At 68.7% G+C, this 17,113-nt stretch carries 14 protein-coding genes and 1 tRNA gene; 6 read left to right on the top strand and 9 right to left on the bottom strand.

The genetic code is table 11. From position 1 onward, the window contains the following. Positions 1 to 50 precede the first annotated feature (50 nt). Positions 51 to 791, top strand: a complete 741-nt coding sequence (locus tag ACIPC1_RS14230) for a class E sortase (protein ID WP_402516634.1) — start codon at positions 51 to 53, stop codon at positions 789 to 791. A gap of 496 nt (positions 792 to 1,287) precedes the next feature. Here the strand turns inward: ACIPC1_RS14230 and pknB are convergent, their stop codons facing one another. The 7 genes from pknB to ACIPC1_RS14265 form a co-directional block, all read right to left on the bottom strand. Further along, complete coding sequence (gene pknB / locus ACIPC1_RS14235) at positions 1,288 to 3,255, bottom strand: Stk1 family PASTA domain-containing Ser/Thr kinase (RefSeq protein ID WP_402516636.1); 1,968 nt, start codon at positions 3,253 to 3,255, stop codon at positions 1,288 to 1,290. A 170-nt stretch (positions 3,256 to 3,425) separates the two neighbouring features. After that, the gene (locus ACIPC1_RS14240) at positions 3,426 to 4,916 is read right to left on the bottom strand and encodes a peptidoglycan D,D-transpeptidase FtsI family protein (protein ID WP_402516638.1); all 1,491 of its coding nucleotides are present in this window, start codon (positions 4,914 to 4,916) and stop codon (positions 3,426 to 3,428) included. Next, complete coding sequence (locus ACIPC1_RS14245; protein WP_402516641.1) at positions 4,913 to 6,361, bottom strand: FtsW/RodA/SpoVE family cell cycle protein; 1,449 nt, start codon at positions 6,359 to 6,361, stop codon at positions 4,913 to 4,915. Before ACIPC1_RS14245 ends, ACIPC1_RS14240 begins: the two co-directional genes overlap by 4 nt. A gap of 26 nt (positions 6,362 to 6,387) precedes the next feature. Further along, the gene (locus tag ACIPC1_RS14250) at positions 6,388 to 7,941 is read right to left on the bottom strand and encodes a Stp1/IreP family PP2C-type Ser/Thr phosphatase (protein WP_402517625.1); all 1,554 of its coding nucleotides are present in this window, start codon (positions 7,939 to 7,941) and stop codon (positions 6,388 to 6,390) included. 98 nt (positions 7,942 to 8,039) lie between these two features. Continuing rightward, positions 8,040 to 8,558, bottom strand: coding sequence for an FHA domain-containing protein (locus ACIPC1_RS14255; protein WP_384377286.1), 519 nt, complete (start codon positions 8,556 to 8,558; stop codon positions 8,040 to 8,042). 10 nt (positions 8,559 to 8,568) lie between these two features. After that, a complete protein-coding gene (locus ACIPC1_RS14260) occupies positions 8,569 to 9,426 on the bottom strand; it encodes an FhaA domain-containing protein (protein ID WP_402516644.1) in 858 nt (285 codons plus the stop codon). Then, positions 9,414 to 9,644 (bottom strand): hypothetical protein, encoded by a 231-nt coding sequence (locus ACIPC1_RS14265; RefSeq protein WP_402516646.1) that lies wholly within the window; start codon positions 9,642 to 9,644, stop codon positions 9,414 to 9,416. The genes ACIPC1_RS14260 and ACIPC1_RS14265 overlap by 13 nt, the downstream gene beginning before the upstream one ends. A gap of 460 nt (positions 9,645 to 10,104) precedes the next feature. Here ACIPC1_RS14265 and ACIPC1_RS14270 point away from each other — a divergent pair. After that, positions 10,105 to 10,190: transfer RNA gene (locus ACIPC1_RS14270), tRNA-Leu, on the top strand. Positions 10,191 to 10,783: 593 nt separating this feature from the next. Here ACIPC1_RS14270 and ACIPC1_RS14275 read toward each other — a convergent pair. Further along, positions 10,784 to 11,437: an FMN-dependent NADH-azoreductase gene (locus tag ACIPC1_RS14275; protein WP_402516649.1), complete on the bottom strand. Its 654-nt coding sequence runs from the start codon at positions 11,435 to 11,437 to the stop codon at positions 10,784 to 10,786. A 182-nt stretch (positions 11,438 to 11,619) separates the two neighbouring features. On the opposite strand from ACIPC1_RS14275, the gene ACIPC1_RS14280 reads away from it, so the two are divergent. The 4 genes from ACIPC1_RS14280 to ACIPC1_RS14295 all read left to right on the top strand — a co-directional run bounded on the left by ACIPC1_RS14280 (position 11,620) and on the right by ACIPC1_RS14295 (position 15,405). Next, positions 11,620 to 11,982: a winged helix-turn-helix transcriptional regulator gene (locus ACIPC1_RS14280; RefSeq protein ID WP_402516650.1), complete on the top strand. Its 363-nt coding sequence runs from the start codon at positions 11,620 to 11,622 to the stop codon at positions 11,980 to 11,982. A gap of 347 nt (positions 11,983 to 12,329) precedes the next feature. After that, positions 12,330 to 13,673 carry a DUF2252 domain-containing protein gene (locus tag ACIPC1_RS14285; RefSeq protein ID WP_402517626.1) on the top strand — a complete coding sequence of 448 codons (1,344 nt, stop codon included), beginning with the start codon at positions 12,330 to 12,332 and terminating at the stop codon, positions 13,671 to 13,673. A gap of 507 nt (positions 13,674 to 14,180) precedes the next feature. Then, positions 14,181 to 14,975 (top strand): hypothetical protein, encoded by a 795-nt coding sequence (locus ACIPC1_RS14290; protein ID WP_384377700.1) that lies wholly within the window; start codon positions 14,181 to 14,183, stop codon positions 14,973 to 14,975. Between the two features lie 100 nt (positions 14,976 to 15,075). Then, the gene (locus tag ACIPC1_RS14295; RefSeq protein WP_402517628.1) at positions 15,076 to 15,405 is read left to right on the top strand and encodes a rhodanese-like domain-containing protein; all 330 of its coding nucleotides are present in this window, start codon (positions 15,076 to 15,078) and stop codon (positions 15,403 to 15,405) included. Between the two features lie 56 nt (positions 15,406 to 15,461). Here the strand turns inward: ACIPC1_RS14295 and ACIPC1_RS14300 are convergent, their stop codons facing one another. Next, on the bottom strand, positions 15,462 to 16,595 hold the full coding sequence (locus ACIPC1_RS14300) for an acyl-CoA dehydrogenase family protein (protein ID WP_402516653.1): 1,134 nt from the start codon (positions 16,593 to 16,595) through the stop codon (positions 15,462 to 15,464). Between the last annotated feature and the right edge of the window lie 518 nt (positions 16,596 to 17,113).

Raw genomic sequence — 17,113 nt, forward strand, 5'->3', positions numbered from 1 at the left:
GTAGCCGCACACGGGACAACCCGCGACAGACCAGACGGGGCAGATGCACAGTGGCAGCGAGGACCGACCACGACGAGCGCACCGACGTCGAGGAACCGGTGCCGGTACGCCGCGGCTCCGGACGGCTGGCGTTGGCGGTCAGTGTCTTCGGTGAACTCCTCATCACCGCGGGTCTGGTGCTCGGTCTGTTCGTCGTCTACTCCCTGTGGTGGACGAACGTCGTCGCGGACCGCGCGGCGGACAAGCAGGGCGACAAGATCCGCGACAACTGGGCGTCGGTGGACACCGGCCCGGGCTCCCTGGACACCAAGAACGGCATCGGCTTCCTGCACGTCCCGGCGATGAGGAACGGCGAGGTCCTCGTCGAGAAGGGCACGTCGTCCGAGATCCTCAACGACGGCGTCGCCGGCTACTACACGGACCCCGTCAAGTCCGCCCTGCCGACGAGCGACAAGAACGGCAACTTCACCCTCGCCGCCCACCGCGACGGCCACGGCGCCAAGTTCCACAACATCGACAAGGTCAAGAAGGGCGACGCGATCGTCTTCGAGACCAAGGACAAGTGGTACGTCTACAAGGTGTACGACATCCTCCCGGAGACCTCGAAGTACAACGTCAAGGTCCTCCAGTCCGTCCCCAAGCAGTCCGGCAAGACGAAGCCGGGCCACTACATCACGCTGACGACCTGCACGCCGGTGTACACCTCGCGCGATCGGTACGTGGTGTGGGGGGAGCTGGAGCGGGTGGATGCCGTGGACAGCGATCGGACGCCGCCGAAGGAGCTGAGTTAGCGTGACGTGTTGTCACGCTTGACTTGAGCCGGGCCCGAAGCCGCAACCATCCTTTGCGGCTTCGGGCTCTTCTGTATTGCCGTGCGGTTACCCCAGAACCGCCAGTGCTCCTCCGGCGCTCCACTCCTCCAGGTGATGCCCTGGTCGATGCGGTCGTCCAGCGGGACGCCGTCGCTCGGGGCGGGTTTCTCCACTGGGAGAGTTCGCGCCAGGTACTCCATGTCGAGGAGGGTCGAGGAGGTAGGTGCGGACCTGTCGGGCCACGTTGCTGTCGCGGAGGAGCATGGCGACGTTGAGGACGGCTCGACGGGACCAGAGGGCCAGGCTGGAGCAGAGCCGCGGATGCCGATGATCTGGATGGGGAGATCTGCGTGGGGAGATCCGGAGTCCCGGCCACTCCACCACCCTGTGGATGACGAAGGCCCGGCTCCCTCATGAGGGAGCCGGGCCTTGGCCGTCGTGCTGGGCGGAGTTGGTGGTTCTCCGTCCGTGCCGTCTATCCGGTGGAGCCGCCGAAGAAGCCGTTGTTGTTGCCGTTGCCACCGATGGTCGTGAGCGTGATCGTCGTGTTGCCGGGATCGTCGACCCCGGTGTTCGCGGGCGGGTTCTGCCCGGTGACGATCGCGTCGTCGCTGTCGTTGCTGCCGTCGGCGAACTGGATATCGTCGAAGCCGGCCTGCTGGAGCGTCTGCCTCGCCTGCTGCACGGTCTGGGTGACGACGTTCGGCACGCCGGTCTGGCTCTTGGCCTTGCCGATCTGGATCTGCACGTTGGATCCGGGGTCGACCGACGACCCTCCCTGCGGGCTGGTCTGGATGACCTTGCCGACCTGGTTGGGGTCGTCGGTTTCCACGTCTGTGCAGTTGCCGACCAGGTTGTTGGCCGTCATCTGTGCCTTGGCTTCGTCGCAGGACTTGTTCAGGACGTCCGGGACGGTGGACTGCTTCTTCGCGATGGCGACGGTGAGGGTGATGGTGGATCCCTTCTCCACCTCCGCGCCGAGCTTCGGGTCCTGGTCCAGGACGGTGTCCGGATCCTCTGAGGACTCCTGGGTCTTCGTCTTGACTTCGAACTGGTAGTCGTCGCCCTCGAGTTCCGACCTGGCGTCGTCCAGGCTGTCGCCGAGGACGCTCGGAACCGTCACCTTCGGCGCCCCCGTGGAAACCACCAGATTGACGGTGTCGCCCTTGTTGACGTCCACGCCCGCCTTCGGGTCCTGCGAGCAGATGTTGCCCTTCGGCTGGTCCTCGCAGGTCTTCTCGGTGGTCGCTGCCACCAGGTCGCTGTTGGTCGCCATCTTCTTGGCGTCGTCCGACGTCTGGCCGACGAAGTTGGGTGCGGCGAACGCCGAGTTCGTGGCACCGTCGCCGCTGAACACCCACTTCCCGATCAGGATCGCACCGACCAGCACGAGAACCCCCGCCACGACCAACAGAATCGTCGAGGTGTTCGACTTCTTCTGGCGGCGGCGGTCGGGCCGGTCGTCGTAGCCGTAGCTGCCGTCGTCCGGGTTCATCGGGGGGAGCATGGAGGTGGCGTCCGCGGAGTGCAGGGCGGTGGTGGCCTGGTCGGCGCCGTAGCCGCCGTATCCGACGGAGCCCATGGCCGCGGTGGCCGCGACGGGCTGGCCGTCGAGGCAGGCCTCGATGTCGGCGCGCATCTCGTCGGCGGACTGGTAGCGGTAGTCCGGGTCCTTGACGAGAGCCTTCAGCACGATCGCGTCCATCTCGGGCGTGATCTCGGGGTCGAAGACGCTCGGGGGCTGCGGTTCCTCGCGTACGTGCTGGTAGGCGACCGCGACCGGGGAGTCGCCGATGAACGGCGGGCGGACGGTCAGCAGCTCGTACAGCAGGCAGCCCGTCGAGTACAGGTCGGAGCGTGCGTCGACCTGCTCGCCCTTCGCCTGCTCCGGCGAGAGGTACTGCGCCGTACCTATGACCGCGGACGTCTGCGTCATCGTCATGCCGGAGTCGCCCATGGCGCGGGCGATGCCGAAGTCCATGACCTTGACCTGGCCGTTGCGCGTGAGCATGACGTTGGCGGGCTTGATGTCGCGGTGGACGATGCCGGCGCGGTGGGAGTACTCCAGGGCCTGGAGGATCCCGATGGTCATCTCCAGGGTGCGCTCGGGCAGCAGTCTGCGCCCGGAGTGCAGCAGCTCGCGCAGCGTGGATCCGTCGACGTACTCCATCACGATGTACGGGATGGACGTGCCGTCGATGTAGTCCTCACCCGTGTCGTACACGGCGACGATCGCGGGATGGTTGAGCGAGGCGGCCGACTGGGCCTCCCGGCGGAACCGAGCCTGGAACGATGGATCGCGTGCGAGGTCGGCCCGCAGCGTCTTCACCGCCACCGTGCGCCCGAGCCGGGTGTCATGCGCGAGGTAGACCTCCGCCATGCCACCACGGCCGAGCACGTGGCTCAGCTCGTACCGGCCGCCGAGGCGACGCGGCTCTTCCATAGCTACCTACCAGCCCTCTCCGTCGGTCCCGACCGCACCTTTGTGTGGTCCGGCGGTGTGCCGTCCGGGCATACCGTACCCGGCTCGGCTTCTGTGACCTGGCCACAATCGTCACTCGATACAGGACCGGTATCCCAACGTGCACGGATGTGCAGGAGACGTGACGGGGGTCACTTGGTGCTGTCGATGACTGCCTGCATCACACTCTTCGCGATGGGAGCCGCGAGGCCACCACCAGAGATGTCGTCACGGTTGGCGCTTTCGTCCTCGACCACCACGGCGATGGCGACCGGTGAGCTGCCGTCGCTGAGCTTGGCGTACGAGATGAACCAGGCGTACGGGTTCTCGCTGTTGTCGACGCCGTGCTGGGCGGTACCGGTCTTGCCGCCCACCGTGACGCCGCCCTCGTTGATCTGGGCGTTCTTGCCCGTGCCGTCCTTGACGACCGTCTCCATCATCGACTGGAGGATCGCGGCGTTCTCGGGGGACAGCGGCTCGCTCATCTTCTCGGGCTCGGTCTGCTCGATGACGTCCAGGCTCGGAGCCTGCAGCTTGTCGACCATGTACGGCTTCATGAGCGTGCCGTTGTTGGCGACGGCCGAGGCGACCATGGCCATCTGCAGCGGGGTCGTGGCGGTCTCGAACTGGCCGATCGAGCTGAGCGCGGTCTGCGGCTTGTCCATCTCCTTGGGGAAGACGGAGGCGCTGGAGCGGACCGGGGTGAACTGCTCGGAGTTGAAGCCGAACTTCTCGGCCTCCGTGAGCATCTTGTCCTTGCCGAGGTCGGCTCCGACCTTGCCGAAGACGGTGTTGCAGGAATACTGCAGGGCGACCCGCAGAGTCGCGTCCTTGCAGGGGATGTTCCCCTCGTTCTTCAGCTCGGTCGTGGTGTCCGGCAGGGTGTACGGCAGCGGCGAGTCGGTCTTCTGGTCCGCGGACGTGTACAGGCCGTTCTCCAGGGCCGCGGCCGCGGTCACCACCTTGAAGGTGGAGCCCGGCGGGTAGGTCTCGCGCAGCGCCCGGTTGAGCATGGGGTCGTTGGGGTCGTTCTTCTTCTGGAGCGCAGTCCAGGCCTTGCCGTCGACGCTCGTCGAGTTCCCGGCGAACGTCGAGGGGTCGTACGAGGGGGTGGAGGCGAGGGCGAGGATCGCGCCGGTCTCCGGGTCGATCGCGGCGACGGCGCCCTTGCCCTGCTTGAGCAGTCCGTCGTACGCGGCCTTCTGCGCGGCGGCGTTGAGGGTGGTGACGACGTTGCCGCCCTGCTGGGGCTTGCCCGTGATCATGTCGAGGGTGTTGCGGAAGAAGAGCCGGTCGTCGTTGCCGGTGAGGATGCCGTCGTCGATGGATTCGAGCTGGGTGGCGCCGAAGGCCTGCGAGGCGTACCCGGTGACCGGCGCCCACATCGCGCCGTCCTTGTAGGTGCGCTTGTACTCGAAGTCGTTGTAGCTGTCGCCCGACGTCTTCTTGGACCCGGTGATCGGGTCTCCGTCGACGATGATGTTGCCGCGGGGTGTGGCGTAGCGGGCGATGGCGACGCGGCGGTTCTTGGGGTCGTCCTTGAGGCTGTCGGCCTGGACGTACTGGAGCCAGTTGTCGCGGATGAGCAGAGCGAGGACGAGTAGCCCGCAGAAGATCGCGATCCGGCGCAGGGGCTTGTTCACGGGCGGACCACCTGGGTCATTTCGGCGTCGGGGTTCGGGGCGGGGGCGGGGGCCGGGCGGCGTGCGGTGTCGCTGATGCGGATCAGGATGGCGATCAGGACCCAGTTGGCGATGACGGAGGAACCGCCGGATGCGAGGAACGGCATGGTCATACCGGTCAGCGGGATCAGGCCCATGACGCCGCCGGCGACCACGAAGACCTGGAGTCCGAAGGCGCCGGACAGACCGACGGCGAGGAGCTTGCCGAACGGGTCGCGGGCGGCGAGGGCGGTGCGGATGCCGCGCTCCACGACCAGGCCGTAGATCAGCAGGATCGCCATGATGCCGGCCAGGCCGAGTTCCTCGCCGAAGGTGGCGAGGATGAAGTCGGAGTTGGCGGCGAACCGGATGAGGTCGGAGTGGCCCTGGCCGAGGCCGGTGCCGAGGGTGCCGCCGGAGCCGAAGGCCCACAGCGCCTGCATGGCCTGCTCGGAGTGGACGACGCCGTCCTGGACCCCGGACTGGCTGAGCGTGTACTCGTGCATCGGGTCGAGCCAGGCCTGGACACGGGTCTGGACGTGCGGCTCGAAGCTCGCCACGCCGACGGCGCCGGCCGCGGACATCAGGAGACCGAAGACAATCCAGCTGGTCCGCTCGGTGGCGACGTACAGCATGATGATGAACATTCCGAAGAACAGCAGCGATGTACCGAGGTCGGTCTCGAACACCAGGATGAGGATCGAGATCATCCAGACGACGATGATCGGGCCGAGGTCGCGGCCGCGCGGCAGATACAGGCCCATGAAGCGGCGGCTGGCCAGGGCCAGTGCGTCCCGCTTCACCATCAGGTAGCCGGCGAAGAAGACGGCCAGCACGATCTTCGCGAACTCACCGGGCTGGATGGAGAATCCGGCGACCGAGATCCAGATCTTGGCGCCGTAGGTGATTTCGGCGCCGAGGCCCGGTACCAGGGGAAGCAGCAGCAGGACCAGTGCCAGCGCCATGGAGATGTATGTGTAGCGCTGTAGGACTCGGTGGTCCTTGAGGAAGATCAGTACGACGACGAACAGGCCGATGGCGAGCGCGGTGTACAGCAGCTGGCGCGGCGCGGCGTTGCCGGCCTGGCCGATCTGCTGGAGGAGTTTTGACTGGTCGAGCCGCCAGATGACGACCAGACCCAGGCCGTTCAGCAGCGTCGCCAGCGGCAGCAGCAGCGGGTCGGCGTACGGCGCGAACTTGCGTACGACGAGGTGGCCGACGCCCGCGAGGAGGCCGAGGCCGAGGCCGTAGCTCAACAGGCCCGGCGGCACCGAGTCGTTGATGGCGAGGCCCACGTTGGCGTACGCGAAGACCGGGATCACCACCGCGAACACCAGCAGGGCCAGTTCGGTGTTGCGTCGGCTCGGTGTGCCGATCGACCCGATCGTGGACGTGTGGTGCGTCGGTGTGTTCGTACTACTGCTCATGGTGTGACAGGGCCCCTCACGGCTGCTTACTGCTTACCGCACAGCGAGACCAGCTTCTGCTCCTCGTCGGAGAGGCTGGGGCCGGGTGTGGGAGTGGGTGCGGTTGTGGACGTGGACGCCGAGGGGGTCGGCGTCGGCGTGGCTTTGGACGTCAGGGAGGTTGTTGTGGTTCCCGTGGTGCCGCCTGCCTCGCCCTCACCGGTCTTGGCGTTGTTGTCGGCTTCGGCGGCGCGGCGCTCGGAGTCCTTCTTGCAGGCGGAGGCCTGCACGGCGAGCTCGTCGATCTTCGACTTGGCGTCGCTGAGGCCGCCTTCGGCGATGGTCGCCTCGACCTGCTGCTGCTGGTAGGGCGGCAGGTACTTGAGTTCGATCTCGGGGTGGTCCTTCTCGACCTTCGAGAGCGAGACCCAGGCCAGGTCCTGGCTGATGCCCTGGTAGAGCGCGACGTGTTCGCCCTTGGTGCCGACGTAGTACTGCGTCTGTGTCCAGCGGTAGCCGCCGTAGAGGCCGCCGCCGATGATGCCGAGCGCGAGCACGATGTAGAAGGATCTCTTCAGCCACCTGCGTCCGGTGCGCGGCTTGACGAAGTCCTCGTCGGAGTAGCCGCCGAAGCCGCTCGTGTCCACGTAGCCGGTGGTGTCGCCGCTGCCGGGCGGGCCGAACTCGCCGCCGCCCTGTCCGGGCACGGCGCGGCCGAGGCTGGAGGCCCGGCCGGCCGGTGTCTGCATGGCGCCGTTGTCGTGCATCTGGTGCTGATGCTGGTTCTCGGCGACCGCGCCGACGACGACCGGGGTGTCGGAGAGCTGGGCCGCGAGGGTGTCTCCGCCGTCGATGTCGAGGACGTCGGCGATGATGACCGTGATGTTGTCCGGGCCGCCGCCGCGCAGCGCGAGCTCGATGAGCTGCTGCACGGTTTCCTGCGGGCCCTGGTAGCTGGCGAGGGTGTCTTCCATCGTCTGGTGGGAGACGACGCCGGACAGTCCGTCGGAGCAGATCAAGTAGCGGTCGCCGGCGCGGACTTCACGGATGGAGAGGTCGGGCTCGACGTGGTCGCCGCTGCCCAGCGCGCGCATGAGGAGTGACCTCTGCGGGTGGGTGGTGGCCTCTTCCTCGGTGATGCGCCCCTCGTCGACGAGGCGCTGCACCCAGGTGTGATCCTGCGTGATCTGCGTCAGTACGCCGTCCCGCAGCAGGTACGCGCGGGAGTCGCCGACGTGCACGAGACCGAGCCGCTGACCGGTCCACAGGAGGGCCGTGAGGGTGGTCCCCATGCCTTCCAGCTGGGGATCCTCCTCGACCATCATCCGCAACTGGTCGTTGGCCCGCTGCACGGCGGTGCCGAGCGAGGTGAGGATGTCGGATCCAGGCACGTCGTCGTCCAGCGCGACGATCGTGGAGATCACCTCGGAGCTGGCGACCTCACCGGCGGCCTGGCCGCCCATCCCGTCGGCGATCGCGAGGAGGCGGGGACCGGCGTAACCGGAGTCCTCGTTCCCCTCGCGGATCATGCCTTTGTGCGATCCGGCGGCGAAGCGCAGCGACAGACTCATGCGCACCTCACCCGTCGGCTCCGGGTACATCCGCACGGTGCCCACCCTCCGGTCGGGAGCGCGCGGGCGTCCTTCGTCTGGACCGCCGCCGCGTGCTCGCTCCGCTCGCGCCTATTCATGATGTAGCACTACTTCCGCAGCTCGATGACGGTCTTGCCGATGCGGATCGGCGCGCCCAGCGGAACCGGTGTGGGGGTCGTCAGCCGGTTCCGGTCGAGATACGTGCCGTTGGTGGATCCGAGGTCCTCGACGATCCACTGACCGTCGCGGTCCGGGTAGATCCTGGCATGCCTGCTGGACGCGTAGTCGTCGTCCAGCACGATGGTGCTGTCGTGCGCGCGGCCCAGGGTGATGGTCTGCCCCTGTAGTGCGACCGTCGTGCCCGTGAGGGTGCCCTCCGAGACGACGAGTTTGGTGGGGGCGCCGCGCCGCTGGCGGCCGCCGCTGGGTGCGGCCTGCTGGCGTTGCGGCGGTGGCGCGGCCTGGCGCGCGGCCGGCTGCTGCCTGTTGGCGTCCCGTCGCGACCCGCGCTGTGTGACACGCGTTCCGAACAGGTCGCTGCGGATGACCTGCACGGCCACGATCACGAACAGCCACAGTACGGCCAGGAAACCCAGCCGCATGACCGTGAGGGTCAGCTCTGACATTGCCCCCGCTTCACCCTTCGGCTTGCCGGTAAATGATGGTGGTGCTGCCCACGACAATCCGCGAGCCGTCGCGGAGCGTAGCGCGGGTGGTGTGCTGCCCGTCCACCACGATGCCGTTGGTGGACCCAAGATCCTGGACGGTCGAGGGCGTTCCGGTCCGGATCTCACAGTGCCTGCGCGATACGCCGGGGTCGTCGATCCGCACGTCGGCTTCGGTGCTGCGACCCAGCACCAGCGTCGGGCGGGAGATCTGATGGCGGGTGCCGTTGACCTCGATCCAGTGCCGCGTCCGGCCGCCGGGCTGCGCGCCCGGTGCCGCGGTGGGCCGCTGGCCCATGGGCGAGGGCGCCGCGTGTCCGCCGGGCGGTGGTGCGGCCGGCATGGGCGGTGCGCCCGCCGGCTGGGCGGCGGGCGGATAGCCGTAGCCACCGGGCCTGCCCGGGGCCGGAGCCGCCGGGCCAGCGGGAGCGCGCTCGGGGGCCTGCTGGTTGGTCGAGGAGGCGAGCGTACGGCTGCGCACCCGGTACAGACCGGTGTCGAGGTCGTCGGCCTTCTCCAGATGGACCTTGATGGGGCCCATGAACGCGTAGCGCTGCTGCTTGGCGTAGTCGCGCACCATGCCGGCGAGCTCGTCGCCGAGCTGCCCCGAGTAGGGGCTGAGGCGATCGAAGTCCGGCGTGCTGAGCTCGACGATGAAGTCGTTGGGTACGACGGTCCGGTCACGGTTCCAGATCGTGGCGTTGTTGTCGCACTCGCGCTGGAGTGCTCCGGCGATCTCCACGGGCTGGACCTCGGACTTGAACACCTTGGCGAAGGTGCCGTTGACCAGGCCTTCGAGACGCTGCTCGAACTTCTTCAGGACTCCCATGGGGCACCTCCTCCTTCGTAGCCGTCCTGGTGCAGATTGTTGCCGTCGTTGTGGTGCTGGTGTTGCGGGCCTCGCTGGTCTTGCGGATGCTGCGGGTCGTGCTGGTACTTCGGGTCGTGCTCGTGTCGCTGGTCCAGCTCGTGGTGCTTGGCGTGCTCGTGGTGCTCGTGGTGCTTGGCGTGCGGGTCCTGCTCGTACTGCTTACTGATCGTATCCACGCGCCGGGAATTCGGGTGGTTCCCCCTGTCGGCCCGGTCGACGGATGTCGACGGCTTCCGGAGTCCCTTCCCGAAGTTCCCTGTGAAGTGCCTTTTCGAACTCCCGCAGGCGCTACTCCTGCCATGGATCGTAGAGGCGGCCCGTGACCAGTGTCCCGCACCTGACTGTGCGGGACGTCCTGCTCCTGGGTAGATGCCCAGGACCGGTACGAGGTTGATACGCGAACCGGTTCGGCTTGATACCTGCGGCCGACGCCGACCCGGGCGCGGGCGAGGTGGCCTGGGCGGGAGCCCCGTTCCGGAGGGGTGTGGGTGTGCTCTCGCGGGGGTGTGGGCGCGGTCTGCGCGGGGGCGCGGGCCCACCGAAAACGGATGTGATTCCACCCTGAGCAGCGTGCTAATCTTCTCGATGTCGGCAGGCGCTCACACCACTTGGTGGGAGACGGACGACACACCAAATGCGCGAGTGGCGGAATGGCAGACGCGCTGGATTCAGGTTCCAGTGCCCGCAAGGGCGTGGGGGTTCAACTCCCCCCTCGCGCACCACACGAAGAACCGACGGAACGGGTCTTCACCAGAGACGAAAGTCTCGGTGAGGGCCCGTTTCTCGTTGTGCGACAGGTGGGCGGGTCCATGCCTGGACGGTGATGTGGCCGGGCCCCGGCGGTGAGGTATCTCACGGTCGGAGCCCAGTTCTTGAGGGACCACCTGCAAGATCGATCCGATGAGGAGTAACTCTCCCCGGACGTTGCCTCGCTAGGGCAAGGCGTGCGCGCATCTCTAGGGCTGTGGGGTGCGGTTGGTGAGTCGTCGCCACCGCATGGCGAAGCGAGCCGTTCATGATCGAGCAGCAGCAGCAGCACCAGAACGGGCGGGAGTCGGGGGAGGCGCGACGGCGGTCGGCTGGGTTCGCTGCGATTGTGGCGGGTTTTGTACTGACGCTGAGGCTGACGCTGGTGCGGTGTCGTGCCTTGCCGCGCCTTGCGGTGTCGGCCGTTCGTCGCGGTGTCCGGGTTCCCGGGTTCCCGGGTTCCCCGGGGTTCCTACGGGGGAGCGGCCCCGTGTGATCGTTCTGCGTGAGGACAATCACACGGGGCCTTGCCGCGGATGGTGCGGTCGCGCTCTGGAGGGGCGACGGGTTACGCGGCGAGGCGTTCGGCGAGTTCCTTGGCCTTGCTGACCGCTTCGTCGAGAGCCTTCGTACGGGAGGCCTCGAAGAGGGGGATCAGCTCGGACATCGCCGGGTTGTGCGGCGCCGCCGTGAGTTCCGGGACGATGAAGGTGAGGTCCAGCGCGAGGGCGTCGCGCAGGACGGCCTCCAGGTAGTTCTGCACGTACTCGAAGGGCTCGCGCGGGGTGCCCGGCGCGTAGGAGCCGCCGCGGCTGGCGATCACGGTGACCGGGGTGCCCGCGATCTTCGAGTCCTCGGTCGCGGCGGTGCGGCCCATGAGGATGACGTTGTCCAGCCAGGCCTTGAGGGTCGACGGGATCGTGAAGTTGTACATCGGGGCGCCGATCAGCACGGCGTCCGCCTGCTCCAGCTCCTCTATGAACGTCACGCGCTCGGCGAAGGCGGCGGCCTGCTCGGGGGTGTGCGTGTCCGGGGAGGCGAGGCCGGCGGAGAAGGAGGCGGCGGTGATGTGCGGTACGGGGTTCGCGGCGAGGTCGCGGTAGAGCACCGTGCCCTCCGGGTGCTGTTCCTCCCAGGCCTTGCGGAAGGCGTCCGTCACCGCGCGGGAGGCGGAGGCGGAGCCCGGGAACACGGACGAATCGATGTGGAGGAGGGTGGCCATGGGGATCTCCAAGGGAATCTGGGGGTGTGGATAGCCGGGAAGCCGCAGCACGGGGCGCCGGGTTCGGAGCCGGGGCTCCGGGGGCCGGGACCTCCGATGGGCTTCTGTTTCGTACTCGACTATAGATAACACAGGTACTTACTTTTTTTCATCCCGTTGTGTGAGCGCAGTACTCTGAAGCCATGCCAGAACGGGGAAGCCACGAGGACGCAGGGCCGTGCCAGAAGGTCGATGACGGCATGACCCGGGTTTTCCAGCTGTTCGGGAAGCGCTGGACGGGCCTGATCGTGTCCGTTCTGCTGCAGCGGCCTGTTCACTTCGCCGAGCTGCGCAGGGCGATCCCCGGTATCAGCGAACGGATGCTCTCGGACCGGCTCACCGAGCTCGGCGCCGCCGGACTGGTCGTGCGCGAGGTCGATGAAGGCCCCCCGCTGCGTGTCGCATACCGCCTTACAGAGGTGGGGGCGGCACTGGAACCCGCGCTCAAGGAACTCGGGGCCTGGGCGGAGCAGCATCTGCCGGAGGGCGGGCAGTGCCCGGGGTGACCTGGTCCGGCGCCACTCCTTGCCCGTTTCCGCGAAACCCGTTTTCGCGAGCCTGCGGAGTTGTCCACGGACTCCGAGTTGTCCACAGGCTCTGACGCCTCCGCGCGACCGGCTGTACGGTCGTGGCAAGTTGATGTTCGCGCACGGGGGAGGCGGTCGGAGTGACCGAGCTCGGTACAGACGTTCCGGTCCAGGAAGTGGTCGGAGCACCCGAAGCGGTCGAAGCGCGGGAAGTGCTCGAAGCGCGGGAAGTGGTCGAAGCACAGAGAGCGGTTGGGGCGCGGGAAGCGCGGCAGACGCAGCAGACGTCCAGGGCTTTCGCCGTACGTGGATTCGCGGCGTGGCCCGTGCAGGGTTCGCCGAAGGAAGAGGGCAAGGCCCTGCGTCGGCATGTGCCGCGCGCCACCCACGCGGAGTTCACGCCGGACGCCGACCGGCCGGACGCCGTCCGCGCGGTGGAGGAGTCCAACCTCGGCCGGATCCCCGGGCTCACCCCGATACGGGTCGGCAGGATGGCGGCCACGCCCTTCGCGTTCCTGCGCGGTTCGGCAGGCCTCATGGCGTACGACCTCGCGCGCACCCCCATGACCGGGATCAGCGCCCAGATATGCGGTGACGCACACGCGGCGAACTTCGGCCTGTACGGGGACGCGCGCGGCGGACTCGTCATGGACCTGAACGACTTCGACGAGACGGTGCACGGCCCCTGGGAATGGGACCTCAAGCGCCTCGCCACCTCACTCGTGCTCGCGGGCCGGGAAGCCGGGGCGGACGAGGACATCTGTCGCAAGGCCGCACACGACGTGGTCGGTGCCTACCGGCGCACCCTGAGGCTGCTCGCGAAGCTCCCGGTGCTGGACGCGTGGAACGCCATCGCGGACGAGGAACTCGTCTCACACGCCGACGCCCACGATCTGCTCGGCACGCTGGAGCGGGTCTCCGAGAAGGCGCGGGGCAACACCAGCGGACGGTTCGCGGCGAAGTCGACGGAGGCCGTGGAAGGCGGCGGCCGACGCTTCGTGGACGCGTCTCCGGTGCTGCGCCGCATACCCGACGCGGAGGCTGCGGCGGTCGCGGCGTCACTGGAGGAGTACCTGACGACACTGTCGGCGGACCGACTCCCCCTCCTCGCCCGGTACACCGTGCACGACGTCGCTTTCCGCGTCGTCGGCACCGGCAGCGTGGGCACCCGGTCCTACGTCGTCCTGCTCCTGGACCACCGTGGCGAACCCCTCGTCCTCCAGGTGAAGGAGGTTCGTGCCTCGGCGCTGCTCCCCCATCTGGTGACCGCAGGCCATGCGATACCCGACGTCTCGCATGAGGGCCGTCGTGTGGTCATCGGCCAGAAGCGCATGCAGGTCGTCAGCGACATCCTGCTCGGCTGGACCTCGGTCGACGGACTCCCCTTCCAGGTACGCCAGTTCCGCAACCGCAAGGGCAGCGTCGACCCCGCGGCCCTCGCCGCCGACCAGATCGACGACTACGCCCGCATGACCGGCGCCCTCCTCGCCCGCGCCCACGCCCACAGCGCCGACCCGCGCCTCATCAGCGGGTACTGCGGCAAGAGCGACGAACTGGACGAAGCCATAGCGTCGTTCGCCGTGGCGTACGCCGACCGAACCGAGGCGGATCATGCGGAGCTGGTGGGGGCGGTGCGGGAAGGGCGGATTGAGGCTGAGTTGGGGGTTTGAGGGGTGGGGGCAGCGGTCGCTCCGGCCCTGGAGGCCGGGTGTCCCTTGCGGGCCCCAGGCAGTAGCCCCGAGTAGCCCCGCCCCACCGTGGCCTACGCTGGTCGGGTGACGACGCCGGAAGCCGAGCAGAGCCAGTCCGAGCCCATTGACGAGGGGGCCCGGGAGCGGTCCGGTGCCCTGGAGAGCGAGGCGGACGGTTCCGCCCCGGCGGATTCCTACGAAGCCGGGCCCGCGGGCGGGACGTCCTCGCAGACGGGGGCTGAGGGGAAGCCGTCCCAGCGGGCCGGCACCAGGGGTGAGCCGTCTTCACAGACGGAGCCGCCCGCGGAGGCCGTGCCCGCGGAGGCCGTGGAGGAGACGCCCCAGCCGGCCGGCACGGAGAGTGGGACGTCGGCGCAGGCCGGCACGGAGAGTGAGTCGGCGGCGCAGATCGGCACTGAGGGGGAGTCGGCGGCGCAGGCCGGCACTGAGGGGGAGTCGGCGGCGCAGCAGGCGGGTACCGACGGTGTGGCGCGGCCCGAGGAGCGGTTGGAGCGGGCTGTTCGGGCGGCTGAGCAGGCGTTGATCGAGTTCGAGATCGCGGTGGAGACCTTCCGGGTCGAGGTCGACAACTTCTCGCGGCTGCATCACCAGAAGCTTGGCCCGATGTATTCGCGGCTCGACGAGCTGGACGCTCAGATCGCCGAGGCGCGGGCCGCGCGCACCGGGGACCCGGAGGACGTACGCAAGGCGGACGAGGCGCGGGCGCGGGTCATGCCGATGCCGGGCGTCGAGGAGTTGTTCCACGGTTGGATGGATTCCGAGGGGCTGTTCCCGGAGGCCGTGGCGATGCTGACGGACCAGCCCGTGCGGTCCCCGCAGCGGGTGCGTCCCAGTGACGAGGCCCGCAGGCTCTACCGGGATCTGGTCCGCAAGGCCCATCCCGACCTGGCGCAGGACGATGACGAGCGCAAGCGGCGCGACGAGTTCATCACCCGGGTCAATGCCGCGTACGCCCGGGGCGACGAGGCGCTGCTGAGCGAACTCTCCGTCGAGTGGGCCGCGGGGCCCGTGCCCGAGGAGTGGAAGCCGAGCCGCAGCGAGGAGCTGTACGTCCGGCTCGAGTGGCTCTCCCAGCGCAAGGAGATGCTCGCGTTCGTCGCCGGCGAACTGGAGGAGAGTGCCATCGGCGCGATGCTCAAGCTGGCTCCGGAGGATCCCGATCGTCTCCTGGAGGAGATCGCCGAGCAGTTGCTGGCCCAGGTCGGTGAGCGTGAGACGGAGCTGGCCGAGCTGGTCGGCCAGGCTCCCGAGGCCGGCTGACCGGTCCCGGCCTGTGTGGCCCCGAGGGCCGGGATTCTTGAAGGGGATCAGGCTGTCGGTGGGGTCGGGTAGCGTCGGAGGTATGAGTTTCGGAGCTGGTGTGCCCACGGTCGAGGTCGGGGATCTCACGGACGGAGACTTCCTGCTGGACGTCCGGGAGGACGACGAGTGGGAGGCAGGTCATGCCGATCGGGCGCTGCACATCCCCATGAGCGAATTCGTCGCGCGTTTCGGTGAGTTGACCGAGGCGGCACCGCAGGACGGCAAGGTCCACGTGATCTGCCGCTCCGGCGGCCGTTCGGCGCAGGTCACCATGTATCTGACCCAGCAGGGAATCGACGCGGTGAATGTCGACGGCGGCATGCAGGCCTGGGCGGCCACCGGTCGCCCGGTGGTGGACGACAAGGGGCAGCCGGGCTTCGTGGCGTAGATCACTGGCGCCGGGGAGATGCTGGGCGGCTGGCCCCGGGTGGGCCGGGCGGGCGTTCAGCCCAGGGGGTGGGCGGCGAGCAGATCCCCCAGTGCCTCCTCGTGCGCTGCCGCCGACCCGAGCGACAGTTCAAGCTGCTTGGCCCAGGCGTGGTACCGGTGCAGTGGATAGTCGGTGTCGGCGCCGAACCCCCCGTGCAGGTGCTGCGCGGTCTGCACGACCCGTCGTACCCCTTCCGAGGCCCAGATCTTGGCGACGGCCACGTCCCCGGACGCCGGAAGTGCACCGCCCGCTCCCGTACTGATCCGCCATGCGGCCTGCCAGAGCGTCACCTCCATCGCGCGCAGGTCGATGTAGCGGTCGGCGGCCTGCACGGCGACCGCCTGGAAGGTGGCGACGGGGAAGCCGAACTGCTCCCGCTTGCTGGTGTACTCGCTCGTCATCCCGAGCACGCCCTCCCCGAGACCGAGCGCCAGCGCGCACGTCCCGGTGGTCAGCAGCTCGCGCAGCCACTCCCACGCGCCGTCCGCCTCGATGACATCCTGGGCGGCGATCCATGCGGATTCCAGGCGCAGTTCACCGAGTCGCTCGCCGCTGGTGGAGGTCTGTTCGGCGAGTAGGGCTCCTTCGTGGACGCGGGGGACGAAGGCGAGGACGGTCCGGTCGGCCGCGGTGTGTGCGGGTACGAGGGTGAAGTCTGCGTTCTGCGCCCAGGGAATGGCGGTCTGGGTGCCGTCCAGCACCCAGGTGTCGCCGTCCTGCCGTGCGGTCACGGCGAGTTCGGCCGGGTCGTGGCCGCTGCGGCCGTTCGCGGCGACGGTCAGCACCAGCTCGCCCCGGCCGGCCCGGGTGAGCAGCCGCGTCTTCAACTCCTCGCCGCCGTATCGCTGCACGGCCACCGCCGCCGCGCTGCTCTCGAGCAACGGCACCCGTGCGAGCACCCTCGCCGACTCCCGCAGCACCAGGCACAGCGCGACGGCGTCGAGGCCCGCTCCGCCGTACGCCTCGTCGAGGAGCAGGCTCAGCAGGTCCGCGTCGGCGAGCCTCGCCCACAGGGTCCGGTCGAGGTCCTCGGCCACGGCGCCCGGGGTGAGCGCGGGGCTGGGCACCCCGTCCGGTGCGACTCCCGCGAACACGGCCTTCGCCGCCTCGACCGCCGCCTGGTGTTCCTCGGTGAAGGTGAAGTCCACGGTCCCGTCCTCCCATGCACCGGTCGGCCGACCAGGCGGGCGCCTGATCTGACGGAGCGTCAAGATAGAACAGGTTCTACGAGAAGGGAACGGTCGGCCGTGATCTGCCTCAACTGGGGCATGCCGATGCGGTCCGCGCAGTCAGTCCGACTCGGCCATCGCCGTCGCCTGCCGTTGAAGGTCCAACTCGACCATCGCCGTGGCCTGCCGGTGAGGTCCAACTCGACCTTCTCCGTGGCCCACCGGTCGGACCCCAACCGACCATCTCGGTGGCCGGTGGCCGGTGGCCGGTGGCCTGTGGCCTGTTGCCGGTCGAGGTCCAGCCCGTCCTCCTCCGCGACCTACCGGTCGAGGGCCAACTCCACCTTCTCCGTGGCCGGATGCAACTGGCAGGCCAAGTGCGTATCCCGCGTCCGTCGACCGGGCGGTCACGGTGCTGTGTGCGGGGGCCGGTACGGCGGGAGGCGTCGTCGCCCCGTCGGTCACGTGGAATATTCCTCGTGGATTCGGGTCCGTGG

Source organism: Streptomyces sp. NPDC087263, assembly GCF_044744645.1.
Classification (GTDB): Bacteria; Actinomycetota; Actinomycetes; order Streptomycetales; family Streptomycetaceae; genus Streptomyces.

Coding starts and splice junctions, on each gene's coding strand:
- pknB (WP_402516636.1), bottom strand. CDS start 3,255: ATGGAAGAGCCGCGTCGCCTCGGCGGCCGGTACGAGCTGAGCCACGTG.
- ACIPC1_RS14245 (WP_402516641.1), bottom strand. CDS start 6,361: ATGAGCAGTAGTACGAACACACCGACGCACCACACGTCCACGATCGGG.
- ACIPC1_RS14250 (WP_402517625.1), bottom strand. CDS start 7,941: ATGTACCCGGAGCCGACGGGTGAGGTGCGCATGAGTCTGTCGCTGCGC.
- ACIPC1_RS14255 (WP_384377286.1), bottom strand. CDS start 8,558: ATGTCAGAGCTGACCCTCACGGTCATGCGGCTGGGTTTCCTGGCCGTA.
- ACIPC1_RS14260 (WP_402516644.1), bottom strand. CDS start 9,426: ATGGGAGTCCTGAAGAAGTTCGAGCAGCGTCTCGAAGGCCTGGTCAAC.
- ACIPC1_RS14275 (WP_402516649.1), bottom strand. CDS start 11,437: ATGGCCACCCTCCTCCACATCGATTCGTCCGTGTTCCCGGGCTCCGCC.
- ACIPC1_RS14280 (WP_402516650.1), top strand. CDS start 11,620: ATGCCAGAACGGGGAAGCCACGAGGACGCAGGGCCGTGCCAGAAGGTC.